The sequence below is a fragment of the Sulfuricaulis sp. genome (assembly GCF_041499725.1).
Lineage (GTDB): Bacteria > Pseudomonadota > Gammaproteobacteria > Acidiferrobacterales > Sulfurifustaceae > Sulfuricaulis.
In genome coordinates this window covers 15446-30855 of record NZ_JBGQKW010000025.1, presented here as the reverse complement: position 1 = coordinate 30855, position 15410 = coordinate 15446, and the positions used below count along the sequence as shown (strand labels likewise).

At 59.4% G+C, this 15410-nt stretch carries 15 protein-coding genes and 1 pseudogene; 8 read left to right on the top strand and 8 right to left on the bottom strand.

Annotation, left to right across the window (positions count from 1 at the left end):
* On the top strand, window positions 1–651 hold a 651-nt coding region (locus ACC569_RS06365; protein WP_372522662.1), incomplete at its 5' end, for a hypothetical protein.
* A 250-nt stretch (window positions 652–901) separates the two neighbouring features.
* Window positions 902–1273 carry a LexA family protein gene (locus ACC569_RS06360; RefSeq protein WP_372522661.1) on the top strand — a complete coding sequence of 124 codons (372 nt, stop codon included), beginning with the start codon at window positions 902–904 and terminating at the stop codon, window positions 1271–1273.
* A gap of 71 nt (window positions 1274–1344) precedes the next feature.
* Here the strand turns inward: ACC569_RS06360 and ACC569_RS06355 are convergent, their stop codons facing one another.
* Entirely contained in the window at window positions 1345–2652 is a 1308-nt protein-coding gene (locus ACC569_RS06355) for a class I SAM-dependent methyltransferase (protein WP_372522660.1), read from the bottom strand.
* A gap of 178 nt (window positions 2653–2830) precedes the next feature.
* Here ACC569_RS06355 and ACC569_RS06350 point away from each other — a divergent pair, with 178 nt between their 5' ends.
* Both ACC569_RS06350 and ACC569_RS06345 read left to right on the top strand, forming a co-directional pair.
* The gene (locus ACC569_RS06350; protein ID WP_372522659.1) at window positions 2831–3949 is read left to right on the top strand and encodes a DUF1207 domain-containing protein; all 1119 of its coding nucleotides are present in this window, start codon (window positions 2831–2833) and stop codon (window positions 3947–3949) included.
* 104 nt (window positions 3950–4053) lie between these two features.
* Window positions 4054–5316, top strand: coding sequence for a hypothetical protein (locus ACC569_RS06345; RefSeq protein ID WP_372522658.1), 1263 nt, complete (start codon window positions 4054–4056; stop codon window positions 5314–5316).
* A gap of 91 nt (window positions 5317–5407) precedes the next feature.
* Here the strand turns inward: ACC569_RS06345 and ACC569_RS06340 are convergent, their stop codons facing one another.
* From ACC569_RS06340 to ACC569_RS06330, 3 genes and pseudogenes are all read right to left on the bottom strand, one after another.
* Window positions 5408–5614 (bottom strand): cold-shock protein, encoded by a 207-nt coding sequence (locus tag ACC569_RS06340; RefSeq protein WP_372522657.1) that lies wholly within the window; start codon window positions 5612–5614, stop codon window positions 5408–5410.
* A gap of 258 nt (window positions 5615–5872) precedes the next feature.
* Window positions 5873–7177, bottom strand: coding sequence for an ammonium transporter (locus tag ACC569_RS06335; protein WP_372522656.1), 1305 nt, complete (start codon window positions 7175–7177; stop codon window positions 5873–5875).
* Between the two features lie 29 nt (window positions 7178–7206).
* Window positions 7207–7323 (bottom strand): annotated as a pseudogene (locus ACC569_RS06330) (P-II family nitrogen regulator); the annotation flags it as partial.
* A 250-nt stretch (window positions 7324–7573) separates the two neighbouring features.
* Here ACC569_RS06330 and ACC569_RS06325 point away from each other — a divergent pair.
* Window positions 7574–7927 carry a hypothetical protein gene (locus tag ACC569_RS06325; protein ID WP_372522655.1) on the top strand — a complete coding sequence of 118 codons (354 nt, stop codon included), beginning with the start codon at window positions 7574–7576 and terminating at the stop codon, window positions 7925–7927.
* An 84-nt stretch (window positions 7928–8011) separates the two neighbouring features.
* On the opposite strand, the gene ACC569_RS06320 is transcribed toward ACC569_RS06325, so the two are convergent.
* The gene (locus tag ACC569_RS06320; RefSeq protein WP_372522654.1) at window positions 8012–8494 is read right to left on the bottom strand and encodes a peptidylprolyl isomerase; all 483 of its coding nucleotides are present in this window, start codon (window positions 8492–8494) and stop codon (window positions 8012–8014) included.
* 178 nt (window positions 8495–8672) lie between these two features.
* Between ACC569_RS06320 and ACC569_RS06315 the strand changes: the two genes are divergently transcribed.
* The 3 genes from ACC569_RS06315 to ACC569_RS06305 all read left to right on the top strand — a co-directional run bounded on the left by ACC569_RS06315 (window position 8673) and on the right by ACC569_RS06305 (window position 11550).
* Window positions 8673–8960, top strand: a complete 288-nt coding sequence (locus ACC569_RS06315; protein ID WP_372522652.1) for a SelT/SelW/SelH family protein — start codon at window positions 8673–8675, stop codon at window positions 8958–8960.
* 182 nt (window positions 8961–9142) lie between these two features.
* On the top strand, window positions 9143–9625 hold the full coding sequence (locus tag ACC569_RS06310; RefSeq protein ID WP_372522651.1) for a secondary thiamine-phosphate synthase enzyme YjbQ: 483 nt from the start codon (window positions 9143–9145) through the stop codon (window positions 9623–9625).
* Window positions 9622–11550 (top strand): prolyl oligopeptidase family serine peptidase, encoded by a 1929-nt coding sequence (locus ACC569_RS06305; protein WP_372522650.1) that lies wholly within the window; start codon window positions 9622–9624, stop codon window positions 11548–11550. Before ACC569_RS06310 ends, ACC569_RS06305 begins: the two co-directional genes overlap by 4 nt.
* Before the next feature lie 3 nt (window positions 11551–11553).
* Here the strand turns inward: ACC569_RS06305 and ACC569_RS06300 are convergent, their stop codons facing one another.
* From ACC569_RS06300 to ACC569_RS06290, 3 genes are all read right to left on the bottom strand, one after another.
* Window positions 11554–13041, bottom strand: a complete 1488-nt coding sequence (locus ACC569_RS06300) for a 2Fe-2S iron-sulfur cluster-binding protein (protein ID WP_372522649.1) — start codon at window positions 13039–13041, stop codon at window positions 11554–11556.
* Between the two features lie 280 nt (window positions 13042–13321).
* The gene (locus tag ACC569_RS06295) at window positions 13322–13705 is read right to left on the bottom strand and encodes an RNA recognition motif domain-containing protein (protein WP_372522648.1); all 384 of its coding nucleotides are present in this window, start codon (window positions 13703–13705) and stop codon (window positions 13322–13324) included.
* Window positions 13706–13960: 255 nt separating this feature from the next.
* Window positions 13961–15280, bottom strand: coding sequence for a DEAD/DEAH box helicase (locus ACC569_RS06290; protein ID WP_372522647.1), 1320 nt, complete (start codon window positions 15278–15280; stop codon window positions 13961–13963).
* Between the last annotated feature and the right edge of the window lie 130 nt (window positions 15281–15410).

Sequence of the window (15410 nt, the reverse complement as noted above, 5' to 3'; positions counted from 1 at the left end):
TTCATCGCGGCGATGCAGAATCATCCGCCTTTTCCATTCGTGCCGGCGGACAACATCGAGCTGTGGTTGCTGGATGCGAAGCAGCACCAGCCGCTCGCGATTCTGACCAGCACCCTGGAACGCATCACACCGCCGCGGGTGGCGGACAGCGTCTGGCACGCGGCGCTCGCGGGCGATGACAGTTTCATGGCGCCGAGCCTGTCATCGGGCGCCAGCCACGGTGATCCGATATCGCACATTCCGCACCGCGAAGTGCTTAACCGCTGCGTGCAGAAGGCCGCGGGGCCGATGGAACGCGCGCAATGGTTCCGTCGCGAAAGCGACGGCAGTGGCACCGGTTTGCACGGCTGCCGTCTCGATCCTGGACAGATCGGACGGCAGCTGGAGCGTAAAGCGTTTCCCGAGTTGTTGCTGCGTGAGGAATGGGAAGATGAACGTGAAAAAAAACTTGTTCACGATTATCACGACTGGCAGGCACCAAACTTGTTGACGCACCGCCATCTCTCGCGCATCACGCGCGATCGTCTTGAACGCGCCGCCTGCCGGCAGGCGGAAAAGCTGTACAAGGTCCGTCATTTTTTACCCGAAATCGTCAACGCCGACCTGTTGAACGTGGCCTTCGTCGAAGCGGTGATCCGCCGTTCCGCCTAGCGCCCGCGCTGAAAGAACCGCGCCTCGGTATCCGGCGGCTAGGGCTGACGTGTTGTAGGTGTATTTCTTCCTGACTTATCGCCCCACGCAAAATGACATAGAATGGAATCGGCCGGCGGCGGTAAACATCATGTCATCGCGGTTTTCTCTGCCGGGAATTGAACAGGCACCGTGCTTTATCTTTCGGGATTTCCGGACCGCTGCAGTTACATCGTCAAAGATTTATTTTTTCAAATCGGAGGTTCGGCTCATGGCCGACAAATTCAAGACCATTCCCATCATGCCCGCCCAGGCCAACCAGGAACACGCGGAGATCACGAGCTGTGCCGAAGCCGAGCCGTATGCCCTGCGCGTCATTGGCGACAGCATGGCCCCTGAATTCCTGGACGGTCACATCATTATCGTGGACCCGGCCATGCCGCCACTGAACGGCGCCTATGTCGTCATCGACTACCGGGGCGAGACCACGTTCCGCCAATTCATCGTGGAAGAGGGTAGAAAATTCCTCAAGGCGCTAAACGACGCTTATCCGACCGTCGAAATGGTGGAGAATTACTCGGTTCGCGGCGTGGTGGTCCAGCGCGCCAGCCGGCGACGCAAGGATCATAAGCATTATTATTGAATTTCAATGGACAGGATATACAGGTTGAATGATCAACATACGATCCACTCTTTACGCCTGTAAATCTCCTGTTAATCCCGTCTATTCAAATCTTGATAAAGATGTGCCCGTGACCAGGGGATATCGTTATTGGTGCCGCGTGTGAAGACGACCTGGAAGAGCTGTAGCGTGCCGGCGGTGAAACCGGCGGTGGAACCGGCAAGGTAAAGCCGCCAGGCGCGCATGAAAGCACTGTCGTACATCCGCTCGATTTTCTCCGCCTGCCGGTTGAAACGCGCGAGCCAATGCTCGAGCGTTTTGGCATAGTGTAGGCGCAGGTTCTCGATGTCGAGCACGGAAAATTCATGCGCTTCGAAGATGTCCATCATATCGCGCAGCGTGGGTGGGTAGCCGCCGGGGAAAATGCGCTTTTCGATCCAGGCATTTATCGGTTCGGGCTTGTTGCGGCCGATGGAATGAATCAATCCACGTCCGTCCGGCGCGAGGCAGCGATGGATGACATCGCCCAGATCACGGTAATGGTTCCGGCCGACGTGCTCGAGCATGCCGATGGAGACAAATACGTCGTATTCACCGGCGATAAGTCGATAATCGTCCTCGACGTACACCACCTTTCCGTCCAGCCCCTCGGCCTTCGCCTTCTCGCGGGCATAAACGATTTGCTGATGTGAAATGTTATAGGAGGTAACCCGGACACCATAGTGCTTCGCCATGTGGCGCGCGAATCCGCCCCAGCCGCTGCCGGCCTCCACCACCCGGTCGCCCGGTTTCAACCGGAGCTTGCGGCAGACGTGATCCATTTTGGCGCGCTGCGCCTGTTCAAGCGTGAGATCCGCCGAAGGGAAATAGGCGCAGGTATACTGCATGGCCTCGCTATCAAGCCAGAGTTCGTAGAAGTCGTTGCCGATGTCGTAGTGGTGATGGATGTTGTCGCGCGAATCGGTGATCCGGTTCGGGCGCGTGCGATTGAAGAGCCATGTCTGCGCGGCCATCAGTTTATGATATTTCGGCAAAGACGCCGCCGCACGGTAGGCAGTTTCGAGAAACTCGACCAGATCGCCGTCGACATCGATGCGACCGACGCTGTAAAGGTCGCCGAAATGCAGGGCAGGATTCATGAGAAGTTGATGCAACACCTCGCTGTCACGAATGTGCACCCGCGCGTCCGGCGTGGCGGTGGAGGATGAAATTTCCTCGCCATTCCACAGCACGAGAGCAAGCGGGGGATGGTCGAGCAGGTCAAGCAGCTTGCGTGCAATCCATCGGTCAAGCGAAGAAACACGCGATGATGTTTGGGAGACATCAACACCATGCGCTCCGTCCGTCAGGATGGGGATGTTGAGCGAGACAACCTTGTTTTTCTGAATGCCCTTGTCCATTTGCGCTCACTGCTTCCATTAGGACGCTAATATCCTACCCTGTCGGAGCGAGGTATGACAAATGGCGCGCCATCAAGCCAATGACATCACTCGGCGCATCCCGGTGGATAAGTCCCCAATACCGGATTTTTCCAGCAACGGCGACACTTACCTAACGACGAACGTGTAAAATCCCTGCATGAAATTCGCCCAACAGCTTGCGTCCATTCTGTCTCGAGCCGTCAGGTGGCGTTTGTTCATGGCCGTGCTGGTCATGGGCGCGTGCCCATACATTTCTGCGAGCGAGCACGACGATTACTTGCGCGGCTATGTGGACGCGCTCCTGGATAGCCGTTATCCCGGTTTGGGGCTTCGCGTGCAGGCGGTCAAGCCGGATGCGGGCGTCACGCTGACTTCGCGCACCTGCCTCGGCCCATCCCAGAAGCGTGATGTTGCGTATCTGCTCACCCAATCGGGGCAGGTCAAAACCGTGCTTTGGGCTTTATCCACGGATTGCGACAAGTCCCATTCCGCGCCGGAATCGGACGCGGCAGTGCCGGCCCCGATCGATATTCATGCACTGCCGGAGACGGAACTCTTCGCGCCATTGCTGGCCGATCCGCGCCAGCCACGTTTTTCTGTGAGCTATCAGCACTACCGGGGCAATGGCCGAGATTTCGCCGCGGCCAGCACGGCAGTCGGAGAATATTTCGGTCTGGCGTCGGGCATGTTCGGCGAATACGGCAGCTCCCAGGTCGGCATCCAGGGCGCGGTATTCGCGCTGTTCAACCTCGACGCGCCGTCGAGCGATCTCATCAATGCGGATTACTGGATTGGCTTGCCGATCAGTTACCGCCGCGGCCCGTGGTCGTATCTGATACGGCTGTATCATCAGAGTTCGCATCTCGGCGATGAGTTCATTCTCGGCAATCCGGGCGTCAACCGAGTGAACCTGAGCTACGAGGAACTGGAAGGACTCGTCTCCTATGAATGGGAGCAATGGCGCATTTACGGCGGTGGCGGGTATTTGGTGCATTCGGAGCCGGAACTCGCCCCCAAGCAGGTGCACGCCGGCGCCGAATACATCCTGCCACGTGCAGCCGGCAAGTTCGACCTCATCGCCGCGGCGGATGTACGCGCTTCCGAGGAACTCGGTTGGGGCAGCAGCCGCTCCTACCAGGTGGGCTTTGAGTTCAAAAGCAGCAGTCCGCGGCGTGTGCGCCTGATGCTGGAGCACTTCCGCGGTCATTCGCCCAATGGCCAGTTTTACCGTGAACCCCTGCGCTACACCGGTCTGGGGCTTTACTTCGGTTTCTGATGGCCGGGGTGCCGAAATGTCGGATTTTCCGGCTAAAAACGATTGGCGGAATGCGCCGGGCATACTATTCTTAGCTTTACTTGGAAATCACAGGCAGGTGTTCCATGGCTCTGAATCTGAAAATGAATCTCGACAAAAAATCCCTGATCCAGATTGTCGTTTTGGTGGTGCTCATTGCTGTTGGCGCAGGCGCCTATTTCATGCAGCAGGGTGGCGGCGGGCTCGACTTCATCACCGGTTTCTTTGAGAGCAAACCGGCCACCACGCGCGCGCCCGCGGCCAAGGCGCAAGCCCCGGCGGCGGACAAGAAATCCGGGACCACGCCGGCGGTGGTGGACGCCAAGGCCAAGGCCGACGCTCCCGCGATTCCCGCGGCGCCCGCCAAGGGACAAATTCACGGCAAGCCGTTTGTCGTCGAAAACAGCAGCATCGAGAATGGCACCCTCACGCTGAGTCTGGGTAAAGACGCGAGCGCCGATCTCGAAGTCAGGCTGATGCTCTCCACGCCGCCGTGGGAAGTTCCGGCAGGAAAAAATTTCAAGGTGGCGGGCCTGGCCGGGACAGGCGCCCCGCAGATCATTCTGGCCTGGAAGGAAGACGGACAGAATGCGCCTTCGGAACAAAAGTTCACCGACAAATACACCCTTGTGCTCGAGTTTGGCCAGGAGAAGGACAAAAAACTCCCGGGCAAGATTTCCCTGAGTCTTCCGGATGAAGTGAAAAGCAATGTCGCCGGTACATTCAAGGCCGATATCAAGGGATTCCGTATCGTCAACGGCAAGCCCGATCTCACCGCCGATTCAGTGGACACGCTGCAATATCTTGCGTTTCATGAGTTACTGAAGGGCGATTCGAGCAATACGATGGAAGTGATCGCCTCGCGCGACGGGCGTTATACCCAGCCCGAATCGCCGAACATGAACATGACCGGTTACCTCGAGGTCGAGTATCGAGTCGGTGGCGGGTCGTCGCAGATTCAGCGGTTTCAGTTTGAAAAGGACGGCGGCGCCTGGAAGATTGCAAAAACCCTCAATGCCAACCAACTCGATGAGGCGCATCCCTTGCACGTCCCCGGGCCGAAGGACCCTCCGGCGAAGGTGTTGGCTTATCTCGCTGCCAAGAAGATCGAGGCGGACATTCATAAAAAATATCCCAAGAAAAGTTTCTATGAGCCCGGCTTCACCACGCGGTACAGTGATAAATTCAAGATCGGTGTGTGCGAAACACGTTACAAACTGGAGCCGGCCGGTGAGGCGATGAAAACCGCTTATCTCTTCCGGCAGCGCGCCGGCGGTTGGGCGCTCGACCGTGAACTCGGCAAAAATGAAAAGGTGAACTTCGACACCGGTAGCATCGGCAAACGCTGAAACAGCTTTTTCTTTTCGGCAAACAAAAATCCCGCCTGATGGCGGGTTTTTTGTTTCTGACCGGCGATCCGGCCGATCAAATCAGTTTGAGTCAGGCGAGCGGTTTCACCATCGTGGCCTGGATACCCTTCGGTCCCTTCTGACTTTCAAACCCCACCCGCTGGCCCTCGGCCAGTTTCTTGTAGCCTTCGGCCTGGATCACGGAATAGTGCACAAACACATCGGCAGTGCCGTCCTGGGGAGCGATAAAACCAAACCCTTTGGCCTCGTTAAACCACTTTACAGTACCCATATGCATGACGAATGACCCCACTCAATTATTTAATTTATGAAAATTTCATACGCGCCGTAATGGTGGAAATTTCTCCAGGACGAACTGCGGAGCCTGCAAACACCAGCATGACAACGAACGGCAGCACATGACTGCGGAATCAGTATAACGAATTTCATATTCGTGTACAGCCGACCCCATACCCTGAATGAATCCGCAAGCGTGGTTTCCATGCGTCTTTGCGCTGAAATTTCGTTAGGTGAAATCTCACTATGTTAGAGGCTCTTAGAGGTTGTAACCCGTCTCGTTGTGCAGCACGGTGTCGAGACCTTCCGTCTCCTGTTCGATCGAGACGCGCAGTCCTACCATGGCGTCGATCAGTTTGAGGAGCAGATACGAGACCGCGCCCGACCAGACGGCGGTGACGACAACGCCGGTGATCTGGGTCATCACCTGTTTGCCCATGGTCATGCCTTCGGCGAAGCCGACACCGCCCAGTGTCGTGGCGGCAAATACACCGGTCAATGTGGTTCCGAGAACGCCGCCCACGCCATGCACGGGGAACACGTCGAGCGAATCGTCCACGTGCAGCGTGCGCTTCATGTAGTTGGTTGCCGTAAAGCATACCAGCCCGGCGCTGACACCGATCACGAGCGCGCCCAATGGACCGACAAAGCCCGAGGCCGGCGTGATGGTGCCCAGTCCCGCGACCATGCCGGTGACGATGCCCAGCACGGAAGGTTTGCCGAAACGGATCCATTCGCAGAACATCCACGTCAGCGAACCGGTGGCGGCGCCGATGTGAGTCACCAGCATGGTCATGCCGGCGGTGCCGTTGGCCGCGAGCGCGCTGCCGGCATTGAAGCCAAACCAGCCGACCCACAGCATGCAGGCGCCGATCACGGTCATGGTAAGGTTGTGCGGCGGCATCGCCGTTTCCGGAAAACCTTTGCGCTTGCCGAGCACGAGCGCCGCCACGAGCGCGGCGACACCGGCGTTGACGTGCACCACCGTGCCGCCGGCAAAGTCCATCACGCCGAGTTTCTGCAGCCAGCCGTTGCCCCAGACCCAGTGACAGACTGGCACGTACACGATAAGCAACCACAGCAAACTGAAGAGCATCATGGCGGAGAACTTCATGCGCTCGGCGAAAGCGCCCACGACGAGCGCCGGCGTGATGATCGCAAACGTCATTTGGAACATGGCAAACACGGTCTCGGGAATATCGCCCTTGAGCGTGTTCACGCCGATGCCGGCCATCAGCGCCTTGCCCATGCCACCGAGCCAGGCGTTGCCGGCGCCGCCGTCGCCATAGGCCAGACTGTACGCGAACAGTACCCAGACGATGGAAACCATGCAGGTGATGGCGAAACACTGCATCAGGATGGAAAGCACGTTCTTGGTGCGCACGAGTCCGCCGTAGAAGAGGGCGAGACCGGGGATGGTCATAAACAGCACAAGCACCGAAGAGATCAGCATCCAGGCCGTGTTGGCCATGTTAAGCGCCGGCGCTTCCGCGGCGAATGCAAGCGTCGGCGCGACAAGCAGCGGTAGGACAACGCCGAGCCCCCAAGATTTGCGGATAGTCATAATAATTTCTCCTGTGGTGCGATTGTTATTTATAGAGCGCCCGCCCCGGTCTCGGCGGTATGGCTGCTCACGACTTGTTCCAGGTTGTAAACGAATATTTTCCCGTCACCGATTTTTCCGGTCTTCGCGGTCTGGGTAATGGTTTCACGCTCCACCCCCGGTGCGGACCAGCTGCATCATACAAAACCCGGGCGGTTCCTGAAATGTCATGTCGCCGCGCGCCTGTCTCTCGGGAGATATGGATTAGCCGGTTTCTGCGTCTGGAGCGGGATTGATCCCGCCTGGAATCCAGAATATTGCTAATATTCGTCGTGGCGGGAGATCGGTGCTGCTTTGAAAACCGTCGGCCGGCTTAGATGATGCAACAGGGGATAATTTCTTTTCGGGAGAGGATCCATGGAGGCGCCCAAAATACAGACCGCGATTCCGCAACGCCGTTACCAGTTTGGCGAATATACCGGGGTGGTGCTGGGAGAGATTGAAAGCAGCGATGCCGTGAAATACCAGTACATCCTCGCGCTCGTGCGCGAGGGCGAGGGCAAACCCGGATTTTACGTGACGGCGGAGAAGAATCCCCGGAGCCGTGCCCACGAAGGTTCGCACCGCCTGCGGGTCATCACCCATGGCCTGACCGAGGAAATCGAATCGTCGGATCGCTGGGCCGACATCGATGCGTTTTGCGAGGAAGCTTTTGCGGTGGCGGCCAAGGTGCTCGGGCTCTCGGACGAGCAGCCCGAGCGCATTGCCTGACTCGGTCCTGATGCAGGATACCGCCCGCGCCGTTATGAATTTTCACGCGCAAGATTTATAGCGCGCCGCGGTGCCGTCCCGGAATCAGTGCTGGTGGCCGCCCTCGCCATGCACATGGCCATGCTCGAGTTCTTCCTGGGTGGCGCTGCGGACCGTGGTGATCTCGACGTCGAAGTGCAGGGTCTTGCCGGCCAGCGGATGATTGGCATCGAGTACCGCGCCGGTTTCCGTGAGCTTGACCACGGTGAGGGTAATCGGCCCGTTCGGCCCGTCCGCATAGACGCGTGACCCGACTTCGAGCTTCATGTCGGGCGGAAAATGTTCGCGCGGCGCTTCGAAAACCGCTTCCGGGTTTTTCTCGCCATAGCCTTCCGCCGGTGCCACGGTGACCTTGGATTTGAAACCGGCCTGGGCGCCTTCGAGCGCCTTCTCGAGACCCGGGATGATGTTGCTGTGACCGTGCAGATAGTTGAACGGTTCGCCCCCGCGGCTCGAGTCGAGTGTCTCGCCGCTGTCGTCGGTAAGGGTATAGTGCATGGAAACCACCATGCCGTGGGCTGCCTTCATGTGGGGGGGTCCTCTGAAAGGATGGAAAGAACGCGCCACTATATCGCATTTTGGCGCCTCCGCCCAAGGCGATTTTTCATTACCCTGTACAAACGGTTTTTCCGCGTGGGCGCGACAAGCCGCCGGCGGATGCTTATACTGAAACGCAGAATTTTTTCTGCGCCCGGCGCGACCCGACATGAGCACGCGCAAGCCCCGTGTTGAAATCGAATACTGCAGCCAATGCCGTTTCATCCTGCGCGCGTCGTGGATGGCGCAGGAGCTGCTCACGACCTTCGCCGACGAAATCGGGGAGGTGGCGCTGATTCCCGGCACCGGCGGCATATTCGAGGTGCGGCTGAACGGTGAACGGTTGTGGAACAAGAAGCAAGTCGGGCGTTTTCCCGAACCCAAGGAGATCAAGCAGCTCATCCGCGACCGCATCGCGCCGCAGAAAAATCTCGGCCACAGCGACCGGAAAGATTAGAAGCAATCTCAAATATAATAGTTCTACACCACAAAGACGCAAAGGGTGAGGTGGAGTTTCCGCGAATGTTCAGCGAACATTCGCGCCACCGAACGGGTGCAACGGGTTTGGTTGCGCCCCGGGCCGCAACAAAAAAATCTTTGCGCTCTTTGCGTCTTTGCGGTGAAAGATTTTTATTTTTCATGATCAAACATCTCACTATCACCACGCCCGGACAGGGTCTACATGAATTCACCGACCAGCTCAACGCGCTGGTGCGCGACGCCGGCGTGCGCGAAGGCCTGTGTACTCTCTTTGTGCAGCACACCTCGGCCAGTCTGCTGATTGACGCGGGCCATCCATGGCCCGCGCCCTTAACGGGCGCGCTGAAGCGCGTCCGATTTTGCTCCAGGCAAAATTGTCAGGAGAACGCCGATCCGTCGGCGAAGCGCGATCTGGAGCACTGGCTCAACCGGCTCGTGCAGGAAAACGACCCGCTTTATACCCACCAGAACGAAGGCCCCGACGATATGCCGGGGCATATTAAATCGGCCCTGACAGCGACACAGATATCCATCCCCGTAAGCGAAGGGCAGCTCGCGCTCGGCACCTGGCAGGGGGTTTATCTGTGGGAGCACCGTCATCGTGGCGGAGCGCGCCGTATCGTCGTGCACATCTGCGCGTGAGCGCCGCGCCGAAAATTGCGCCGTACGGTTCCTGGTCCTCGCCGATCACCGCGGAACAGATTGCTACGAGCTCGATCGGCCTTGGCCAGATCGCGCTCGATGCGCAGGATATTTACTGGAGTGAGATGCGCCCGGCGGAGGCCGGACGCCATGCCATCGTGCGGCTCCGCGAGGGCGTGACGGAGGATGTCCTGCCCGCGCCGTTCAGCGCCCGTACCCGGGCGCATGAATACGGCGGCGGCGCGTTTACCGTCGATAACGGTGTGATTTATTTCTGTAACGACAGCGACCAGCGCCTGTATCGTCTCGCGCCGGGAGGCGCGCTGCATCCGATCACGCCGGAATCCAATCGGCGTTATGCCGACACGGCAATCGACCTGCGGCGTCAGCGCATTGTGTGCGCATGCGAAGATCACCGCGCCGGCGGCGAGCCGGTCAATACGATCGTGGCCGTTAATCTCGATGGCCGCGGCGAGCCCGTCAACCTGGTTTCGGGACATGACTTCTACGCCTCCCCGCGTCTGAGTCCGGACGGTGTTCAACTGGCATGGCTGGCGTGGAACCATCCGGACATGCCGTGGGATGGTACCGAATTGTGGCTGGCGGAGATCGCGTCGAATGGGTCACTCAGTAACCAACGTTGTGTAGCCGGGAGCCGGGACGAATCGGTTTTTCAGCCGGCCTTCGCGCCGGACGGCACGCTTTATTTTGTTTCCGACCGCAGCCGCTGGTGGAATCTGTACCGATTCCGTTCCGGACGGATAGAGGCCCTGGCGCCGATGGAAGCGGAATTCGGCCAGCCACAATGGATATTCGGCATGTCCACCTACGCCTTTGCTTCGGAGCGGCGCATCGTGTGCGCGTTCAACCGCGAAGCCACATGGCGCCTGGCGCTGCTTGAGACCGAGACGCGCCGGATGGATATCATCGAAACGCCGTTTACCGACATCGGCGGTGTCGCGGCGGATCACGGCAAGGCCGTTTTCGTCGCGGCGTCGCCCACGATGCTGCCCGCCGTGGTGCGCCTCGATCTCACGACCCGCCGGTTTGAAACCCTGCGTTCATCGAGCACCGCGACGCCCGATGCGGGTTATCTCGCGGCACCCCAGACGCTGACTTACCCGGTCTCCGGCGGAGAACCGGCACATGCGTTTTATTATCCGCCCGCGAACCGTGATTTCCGTGCGCCGGCCGGCACGAAGCCGCCGCTGCTGGTGCTGAGCCACGGCGGGCCGACGTCGGCCACGTCGAGCGCGCTCAATCTCAAGCTTCAGTACTGGACCAGCCGCGGGTTTGCCGTGCTCGACGTGAACTACCGTGGATCCACGGGCTACGGCCGCGGCTATCGCCTGAAGCTGGAGGGGCAGTGGGGTGTCGCCGACGTGGAGGATTGCCTGGCAGGGGCGCGCTATCTCGTGGAACGCGGTTGGGCGGATACAACGCGTCTCGCGATCCGCGGCGGCAGCGCCGGCGGTTACACGACGCTGTGCGCGTTGACCTTCCACGATCTTTTTCGCGCCGGCGCCAGCTATTACGGCGTGAGCGATCTGGAGTCGCTTGCCCGGGACACGCACAAGTTCGAGGCGCGCTATCTCGACCGGCTGATCGGCCCGTACGAGGCGCATCGCGACTTGTATCGCGACCGTTCACCGATTCATCACGTGGACCGGCTGTCGTGTCCGGTGATTTTCTTTCAGGGCCTGGAAGACAAGATAGTGCCGCCGGATCAGACCGAAACAATGGTGAATGCCCTGCGCACGAAAGGCATCCCGGTGGCGTACGTGCCATTGGCGGGCGAGTCGCATGGTTTTCGCCGCGCGGGAAATATCCGGCGCGCGATCGAGGCCGAGCTCTATTTTTATTCGCGGATTTTCGGTTTTACGCCCGCCGACGCCATCGCACCCGTGACGATCGAAAATCTCTGACGCTTATCCGTCGACACGGTTGTTGAAGAGTTGGTTTTCGGGAAGCCGGCGGTCACGCAGGAATTTCTTCACCGTCGCCAGGAACGGTGCGGGCCCGGCGGCATAGACATCGAAGCCGGCGAGGTCGGGATGCTCCTTGATGACTTGTTTGAGTGCCGCGCCGGATCTGGCCGGTTCGGCCTCCAGTGGCATGTAATGAAAATTATCCAGCGCGTCGGCCCAGGAGCGGCAGAGATTGTTGAGGTAATGACCGTCTTTCCCGGCCAGCCAATACAGATGCATTGACTCGGCCACGTCCCGCGCCATGGCATGCTCGATGAGACTCTTGATCGGCGCGAATCCGTTGCCATAGGCGAGAAAAATCAGCGAATGCGGCGAGTCCTCGTGCAGCGTGAATTCGCCGTGGGGTCCCGTGAGGCTGACGATATCTCCGTTCTTGAGCTTGCGGAACACATATTCAGAAAGACGGTCACCCGCGACGCGACGGATGTGAAACTGCAGGTTGCGGTCGTCGCACGGGCAGCTGGCCACCGGATATTCCGCCTCGGCGCCGTTGCCGGTCTCGAGCGCCGCCGACTGGCCGGCGAGGAATTGCAGCCGCTTGGTGCGCGGCGTTTGCAGGTGCAGCAGCGCCATGTCGTCGCCCAGCCGTTCGATTTTTTTCACGCGCGCGGCGATCTCCTGTTCCGGAACATCCTGGGCGCCGACAATTTCGTTCGCTTCAATCTCCAGATCGGATACCGCCGTATGCGAACAGAGCAGCACATAGCCCTGATTCTTCTCGGCCTCGCTGAAGAGGTAGTCGTAATGGCGCACCGGCAGCGTCTTGCCGGATACCACTTTCGCCTTGCACATGCCGCAATTGCCATTACTGCATCCGTAGCGCAGCGAAATGCCCGCGCGCAGCGCAGCGTCCAGAATGGAATCGGAACCCTCCACGAAGAATTCGTGGCGGTTTGGGAGCAGGCGGACAGTGGCGGTCATTAATCTTAGAAAGCTCTCCTTGACGACAAGCGATTGGAGTTGATCGCTGCGCGATTCCTTTTCCAGTTCGTGCCGCAGCCACAACTTGAGCGGACCCATGATCCCTTTGACTTCCTGCCCGCCGGATTTTTCGTGCTCGCCGAACTTGTCGTACAGCCAGTCCGTAACGGTCTTGTAGTGTTCCACCAGTGCCTTGGCTTGCGCCAGTTCGCGTCCCAGGCCAGTGAGGCGTTCGGCCAGTACTTCGGGCTCCGGCAGCAGGCGTTCGCGGACACGGTGCGCAAAGGCCTCATCCTTGATGTGAGTAAAGCGCTCGAGAATCGCGGCGTCTTCCAGTTGTGTGTCCGGGTAGGCGCGCAACAGGTCCTCGGGCTTGACCATGCCCTCGAAGGTCGGCAGTTCGCCGTCTTTGATTCTTTTCTGGAGCGCCCCGCGTGAGACGCCAACCAGGCGCGCGGCACGGTTCAGGGTCAGCAATGGCGCGCCATTATTTTCCTGATCTGACATGGGTCGACTCCACTAACGTCGTCTGAGCCGTGTCGGTTGAAATGAAATACCCGCCGTGTTCCGCGCGGTAACTTCATTTGTAAGATAAAGAGTCAGTCGTGGGATGCCGCAGAGATTATTGGGATCGTGAAATAAAATCCATGGCACATGCCGCATGTCAGGCTCGGAGATATTGAAACACCGACTCGCGGGAGCAAGCCATCGTCTGGCATTGCCCCGCTTTAATGTCAGATGAATAAGACGCCGGAAACTGCCCGGTTAGGGTTGCAGACCAGGAAGCTTAGTAACTGCGCCGTCCGCCGCCGCCGCCACCACCGCCGCCGCCACCACCGCGGTTGCCCCAGCCACCGCCACCACCGCCGCCACCGCGATTTCCAAAACCGCCGCGCCCGCCACCGCCACCACCGCCGCCCGGACGTTCGGTCTTGGGACGGGCTTCATTCACGTTCAACGCGCGCCCTTTCAGATCCTTCTGGTTCATGCCATTGATGGCCGCCTGAGCTTCCGCCTTGGCCGGCATCTCGACGAACCCGAAGCCACGCGGCTCGCCACTGAACTTGTCTTTAAGAATGGTGGCCTTGCTGACTTGTCCGAAGGCACTGAAGGCCGTCCGCAAATCCTCTTCAGTGACATCGCGTGACAGATTTCCTACAAAGATGTTCATATCTAACTCCTGGGTTGAAAGGGTAAAGCATCATGGACCGCGCCATATTTTCTAAACAATCCCTGAAAACGTGCGGCCGGATAGGCGGATGATCGGGCGTGAACCAGGCTCCTTGGTCTCGACATGAGGAAAGGTGGGCTTCAGTATCCCAGCATCGGTATCCGTCGCAGATAATACGCCTGTGTTTCGCCGGCGTCCAAGTGCCCGAAGAATATTACCCGATCTTTGGCCCACACTAAGGGCGTGGTGCGGCGGCTAACCGTACGCCTTGGCACCGCGGCCGGCGCCACCCGAACCATGACGCGGCCCCTGGCCGTGCCGGGGACGGTTCTCGCCGTTTTTCCCATTGAAATGACGCGGCGCACCGTCCTGACGACGCGGTGGGTGGCCGGACGGGCCGCCTCGACGGTGACCCGAGGGAGTCTGTTGCCGCGGACGGATGGTCGGCTCGAGCCCGGGAATGACATGGGCCGGGATGGTCTGGCGGGTGTAACGCTCGATGTCGCGCAATTGCTGGAAATTGTCCGGCGCCGCGAACGAGATGGCGATGCCTTTGGCGCCCGCGCGGCCGGTGCGGCCGATACGATGCACATAATCTTCGGCGCTTTTCGGGAGATCAAAATTAATGACATGCGTAATGCCGGAGACGTCGATGCCACGCGCCGCGACGTCGGTGGCCACCAGCAAACGCACCGCACCTGAACGCAGGTTGGTAATCGCGCGATTGCGCTGGTTCTGATTCATGTCACCGTGCAGCGCCGTCGCTGGATGTCCCTTGGCATGCAGGGTTTTGGCCAGGCGGTCCGCGCCGCGCTTGGTGGCGGTGAACACGATGGCCTTGTCCATGTTGATATCGTCCAGCAGGTGCGTCAGCAGGCGGTGCTTGTGTGCGCCGTCGTCGACGTGATGCAGCCGTTGCTCAATATTCTCATGTCGTTCCTGCTGCGTCGCGATCTGAATGCGCCTGGGATTCTTAAGCAGGCGGCCGGCGAGCTTGGCAATGTTGCCTTCGAGCGTCGCGGAAAACAGCAGCGTCTGGCGGGTGTCCGGTGTGGCCGCCGCGATCTTCTCCACGGCGTGGATGAAGCCCATGTCCAGCATGCGATCGGCTTCATCGAGCACCAGCACTTCCAGGCGCGAGTAGTCGATGCGTCCGCGTTCCATGTGGTCAAGCAAGCGTCCGGGCGTCGCCACCAGGATATCGAGCGGCTGGGACAGCAGCCGCATCTGCGGTGGGTAGGGCATGCCGCCGACGACGCTGCCGATGCGAAAGCGCATGTGCTTGCCGTATTTGATGGCCGCTGCCGTCACCTGATTCGCGAGTTCGCGCGTCGGTGTCAGCACCAGCACGCGCGGGCCGCGGGAATTTTTGGTCGACGGCGTGCTCAGCCGATGCAGCGAGGGCAGCACAAAAGCCGCGGTCTTGCCGGTGCCGGTCTGGGCCGAGGCCATGAGATCATGGCCTTCGAGGGCTTGCGGTATCGCCTGCATCTGGACCGGTGTAGGGGTGGTGTAGCCGCTCTCGGTGATCGCCTTGAGGATGGACGGGTGTAAAGCCAGTTTTTCAAAAGTCACGTTGTTTCCTTGATTGAGATAAATAGCGCGTGCAGATAAGCGCAACCGTTTGCCCGTTAAAGGCAACGGCAGTAACAAAACTGCTGGCGCGAACACATCGTCGCCAACCGTTTTATTGCTGAAATCTCAG

What these genes read in the sequence shown, in the direction of transcription:
- ACC569_RS06310 (WP_372522651.1), top strand. Translation starts at nt 9,143, where the DNA reads ATGATCAAACATCTCACTATCACCACGCCCGGACAGGGTCTACATGAA.
- ACC569_RS06355 (WP_372522660.1), bottom strand. Translation starts at nt 2,652, where the DNA reads ATGGACAAGGGCATTCAGAAAAACAAGGTTGTCTCGCTCAACATCCCC.
- ACC569_RS06340 (WP_372522657.1), bottom strand. Translation starts at nt 5,614, where the DNA reads ATGCATATGGGTACTGTAAAGTGGTTTAACGAGGCCAAAGGGTTTGGT.
- ACC569_RS06335 (WP_372522656.1), bottom strand. Translation starts at nt 7,177, where the DNA reads ATGACTATCCGCAAATCTTGGGGGCTCGGCGTTGTCCTACCGCTGCTT.
- ACC569_RS06350 (WP_372522659.1), top strand. Translation starts at nt 2,831, where the DNA reads ATGAAATTCGCCCAACAGCTTGCGTCCATTCTGTCTCGAGCCGTCAGG.
- ACC569_RS06360 (WP_372522661.1), top strand. Translation starts at nt 902, where the DNA reads ATGGCCGACAAATTCAAGACCATTCCCATCATGCCCGCCCAGGCCAAC.
- ACC569_RS06295 (WP_372522648.1), bottom strand. Translation starts at nt 13,705, where the DNA reads ATGAACATCTTTGTAGGAAATCTGTCACGCGATGTCACTGAAGAGGAT.
- ACC569_RS06320 (WP_372522654.1), bottom strand. Translation starts at nt 8,494, where the DNA reads ATGAAGGCAGCCCACGGCATGGTGGTTTCCATGCACTATACCCTTACC.
- ACC569_RS06345 (WP_372522658.1), top strand. Translation starts at nt 4,054, where the DNA reads ATGGCTCTGAATCTGAAAATGAATCTCGACAAAAAATCCCTGATCCAG.
- ACC569_RS06300 (WP_372522649.1), bottom strand. Translation starts at nt 13,041, where the DNA reads ATGTCAGATCAGGAAAATAATGGCGCGCCATTGCTGACCCTGAACCGT.
- ACC569_RS06315 (WP_372522652.1), top strand. Translation starts at nt 8,673, where the DNA reads ATGAGCACGCGCAAGCCCCGTGTTGAAATCGAATACTGCAGCCAATGC.
- ACC569_RS06325 (WP_372522655.1), top strand. Translation starts at nt 7,574, where the DNA reads ATGGAGGCGCCCAAAATACAGACCGCGATTCCGCAACGCCGTTACCAG.